Here is a 4,566-nt window from a genome sequence, read left to right as displayed (position 1 = left end):
CTCCTACCGCATGCGCGGACGCGAACTCGGACGCGTCCCCACCGACCGAACCGACAACGACTGAACCCCCACAAAAGGGTCCGTTTTCACCCGGCCAAAGTGGGTCACGATTCACCCGCCGCCGACAACATGGTCCCCCGTCGCTCGTGGTCCCCGCGGGCGCGGGGGTGTTCCTGATCGGATGGAGCTCGGAGAATGGCTTGTCAAGTGGTCCCCGCGGGCGCGGGGGTGTTCCTCGCAGCGCTGGAGCATGGCATCGAGTGTCCACGGACGCGGCCGCGTCCTTTTGGGTGGACATGTGACTTCTTTGCTGGCGGACACGTGATCTCCCTGTGCGGTGTGACTTTTCGTCCCTCGGCAGGTCGGAAGCTGTGTCAACGGCTGGCCCTGCGAAGCCGGTACTACTTATGCGTCAATCCGTTTGCCGTCCGTGATCGCCGGACAGACACACAGCGTCATCCAGTGTTAGAAGGGGGAATGCCGTGCGACATGTCCGCGCCGTTGGTGCTGCTGTAGCTGTGGCAGTGGTGCTCGTGCTGGCTGGAGCCTCATCGGCGTCCGCTGCCCCTGGCGACGACTGCCTGAGCACCGGCCTGAGCCTTGAGGGGGCCGACCTTATTGATGTCGAGCTCAGTTGCCTTTAGTAGTCGGTGATGGTGTCGATGCATGGGACGTGTTCGAGGCTGCGTCCGCGTATGTGGTAGCTGACGCCCCGGGAGGCCGGTGGCTTCCGCGCGGTGGGCGAGGCGGTCAGTCATGGTGGCGACGGTGGCGATGTCGCCGCCATGACTCTTCTCCGCGCCCGAAGTACTTGTCACTGGCCGCAACCGAAAGCTGCGACACAGCTTTTCAGTGGAGTGGCTTGACGCCCTTGCCTGTGGTTGCCTGGGTGAGCCGGAGGCTGGTGCCTTCGGTCAGGACGATGTGTGCGTGGTGCAGGAGCCGGTCGACCGCGGCCGTGGCGAGCGTTTTGGGCATGATGGTGTCGAATCCTGACGGGTGCAGGTTCGAGGTCACGATGACGGACCTGCGTTCGTAGGCGGCATCGATCACCCGGTAGAACGCTTCGGCGGCGGCCTGGCCGGAGGGCAGCATGCCGATGTCGTCCAGGATGATCAGGTGGGCCCGGGTGATCTTCGCGATCGCCTTGGCGACGGAGTTGTCGACGGTGGCCCGGCCGACGTGGGCGGTGAGCGATTCGAGGCTGAACCAGGCGACTTGCATGCCCTGGTCGATGGCTTTGTGGGCCAGGGCCTCGGCGAAGTGGCTCTTGCCGGTGCCGGACGGGCCGGCGATCGCGAGGTTTTCCGCCCGGCCGACCCATTCCAGCGTCATCAGTGCCTGCTGGGTCGGGGCCGGGATGGAGGACTCTTCCTCCCGCCAGGAGCCGAACGTCTTGCCGGTGGGCAGGTTGGCCTGCTTGCGGTGGCTGCGGCGGGTGGCCGCCTCCCGGGGCCACAATCCGGGCTCGGTGATCCAGGGCCGATAGGTGCGGAGCCTGCCCGCCTTCCACGCTTCCTTCGCCTTCGCCACCGCCCGGCGGGTCGTCCGCTGATCACCGGCGAACCCCAGCAACACCAGGCGATCGTGCAGCTTGTCCGCCCGGACCTTGCCTTCCGAGCGTTCGACCCATTCCTCGATCTTCGGCATGAACGGGTCGATCATCTTCGGCCGCCGGACCGGGCCGGTGACCGGCCGGCCGGCGTCCCTCATCCGTGCGTATCGCCGCACGGTCTTGGGATCGACCCCCGCCAGCGCAGCCGCCGAATGAGCACACTCGGTGGCATCCAGGGCCTCGAAGATTTCCATGATTTCCCTGTCAGACTTCTTCAACGTCCCTCCGGTCGGTCCGGTCTCCATGCCTGGCAGCACAGAGCCAACCGCCGGAGGGATCGTTTGTTCGGAACCGACACGAATGGGTCCACGGACAGGGAGATCAGATGTCCGCAGAGCAGGACCTCTCCCGACCGCCTATCGGGATCTTGACGGCTCTGTCGCGATTTCCGTGAAACCCGAGCTGTTGATCTTGGTGATTCGTGATCATTCCGGGTGTCCGTTGATGATCTGTTCGCCGTCCTCTTCCCGCACTTCGCTCTCCTGCACGTTGAGTTGATCCGGGCGACGGGCCGTACGGTCCGGATCCAGGCACGGGGGCGGGAACCCTCGGCGGTCTGCCCTGGCTGCGGCACGGTGTCGCAGCGGGTGCACAGCGGCTACGAGCGGAAGATGCCCGACACGGCAATATCGAACCAGCAGACCGTCCTGCACCTGCGCGTTCGCCGGTTCTTCTGCGGCAACTCGGGCTGCCCGAAGAAGACGCTCGCCGAGCAGATCCCGGACCTGACGTTCCGGCACGGCCGGTGCACCACGCTGTTACGCACCATCCGCGAGGCCATCGCGCTGGCCCTCGGCGGCCGAGCCGGCGCCCGCCTCGCCGAGCTCCAGGCGATCGGCGTTGGCAAGGACGCGATGCTGCGGCTCATCCGGGCCCTGCCCGACCCCGAGGTCGGCCGGGTGCGGGTCCTGGGTGTCGACGACTTCGCGCTCAAGCGCGGGCACCACTACGGCACCGTGCTGATCGACATGGAAAATCGCAGGCCGGTGGGCGTGCTGCCCGAACGGTCCGCTGACGCGCTGGCCGACTGGCTGACCCGCCACCCCGGCGTCGAGGTCATCTGCCGCGACCGGGCCCGCTACTACGCCGAGGGCGCCGACCAGGGCGCCGCCGACGCGGTCCAGGTCGCTGACCGCTTTCAGTGCGCCATGCGGCGCCTTGTCGTATCCCCGACTCAGTCGGGAAGAACTCGGAGGGAGGTTCTTGGGTCTGATGGCTTACCCAATCCGGAAACGGTGATGGGGACCAGAGCATGCCAGGAAATCGATGACCGGGCTCAGGTATCGGAGACGGGGTGTCGAGGGACCCGCGTGACATGGTGAAAGCTGAATTGCCTGAACCCTAATTCCCAGGAGACTGAAGGTCGAGTCCGCCGGAAAGGTACCTGAAACCGGCGCCGTGCTCTGCGACGGCTTAGTGGAATGGCCGACGCAACCTCCGGAGTGCGGAGCGATGCCCAGCGAGGGCATTCAAGGGAATGAGTGGGGCACCTACATCACGCTAGGACGTACGACAAGGACGAACATGGGATCGCCTACGGGAGGAGATCTTCCTATGGCGACGGAGGCCCCGTAGTAGTCGCCGGAGTAACGACCGGCCAAGGAGGACGGGAAAGCCGTCCACATCGGGCGAAGGGGGCCAGGTGATCGGACACTCAAGACTCGGGAGGTATGCGTAATGCAGAGCGCCGAAACGGTGCTGGGTGTCCTCCGTGAACGCGGCAGGCGTGGCCTGCCGTGCAATGAACTGTATCGGCAACTCTTCAATCCGCAGTTGTATCTGCTGGCCTACGGGCGTCTGTACTCCAACAAGGGAGCGATGACGCCTGGGGTCAACGGGGAGACCGTGGACGGCATGTCCCTGGGCAAGATCGAGCACGTCATCGACGCGCTGCGCCACGAGCGGTACCGGTGGAGCCCAGCTCGCAGGGTCTACATCCCGAAGGGGCGGAGCACCACCAAGGTGCGACCGCTCGGCCTGCCTCCTTGGAGTGACAAGCTCGTCGGCGAGGTGATCCGCCTGCTGCTTGAGGCGTATTACGAGCCGACGTTCTCCAACTCTTCTCACGGTTTCCGTCCCCGCCAGGGTTGCCATACCGCTTTGCGTGATGTGGCCAACACCTGGACGGGGACCGTCTGGTTTGTTGAGGGTGATATCGCCCAATGTTTTGACCGGCTTGATCATTCGGTCATGCTCCGGATTCTGGGTGAGAAAATCCACGACAACCGGTTCCTTCGGCTGATGCACAACATGCTCAAGGCCGGATACATGGAGGACTGGGTATGGAACGCCACGCACAGCGGGAGCCCGCAAGGCGGGGTTGTTTCACCGATCTTGTCCAATATTTATCTGCATAAGATGGATGAGTACGTCGAGAAGGTTCTGATCCCGGAATACACCCGGGGCAGGATCAGGAAGCCGAACCGCGCCTTCTTCCGGGTGTGGGCGGCAATGCAACGCGCCCGCAAGCGCGGTGACTGCACTCAGCTGCGGGAGCTACGCAAGCAACTCCGCAGCATTCCCAGCATGGATACTCAGGATCCTGGCTACCGGAGGCTGCGGTATGTGCGCTATTGCGATGACACCCTGTTCGGGTTCGCCGGACCAAAGGCAGAAGCCGAGGAAATCAAGAAGCGTCTGGCGCAATTCCTGCGAGACGAACTCAAGTTGGAACTGTCGCCGGAGAAGACCCTCATCACGCACGCCCGCACCCAGGCGGCGAGGTTCCTCGGCTACGACATCACCGTGCACCACAACGACGCGAAGATCTCCGGCGGACGACGTTCCGTCAATGGGGTCATCAGATTGCGCGTCCCCCGTTCGATGGTACTGAGGTTGAACTCGCGATAGCGGCTGGTCGTGACGGCTCGTGATCCCTGCGGTATGCCGTGTTCATGAGGTACGCGCAGGGAGGCGGGCTGACGCCGAAGGGGCAACAGGCCCGGGAACGG

2 protein-coding genes and 1 pseudogene are annotated in these 4,566 nt (G+C 64.5%); 2 read left to right on the top strand and 1 reads right to left on the bottom strand.

Translation table 11 applies throughout. From position 1 onward, the window contains the following. Positions 1-849 precede the first annotated feature (849 nt). Positions 850-1,860, bottom strand: a complete 1,011-nt coding sequence (locus tag K6I34_RS38490; RefSeq protein WP_275127203.1) for an ATP-binding protein — start codon at positions 1,858-1,860, stop codon at positions 850-852. 189 nt (positions 1,861-2,049) lie between these two features. Between K6I34_RS38490 and K6I34_RS32250 the strand changes: the two genes are divergently transcribed. Then, a complete protein-coding gene (locus K6I34_RS32250) occupies positions 2,050-2,937 on the top strand; it encodes an ISL3 family transposase (protein WP_308294088.1) in 888 nt (295 codons plus the stop codon). A gap of 355 nt (positions 2,938-3,292) precedes the next feature. Next, positions 3,293-4,444: pseudogene (locus K6I34_RS32245) on the top strand (reverse transcriptase/maturase family protein); the annotation flags it as partial. Positions 4,445-4,566: the final 122 nt, after the last annotated feature.

This window comes from Streptomyces sp. UNOC14_S4, assembly GCF_020740835.1.
GTDB lineage: Bacteria > Actinomycetota > Actinomycetes > Streptomycetales > Streptomycetaceae > Streptomyces.
Note: the sequence above shows the minus strand (reverse complement) of the source record. Positions and strands in the feature narration are given on the sequence as shown.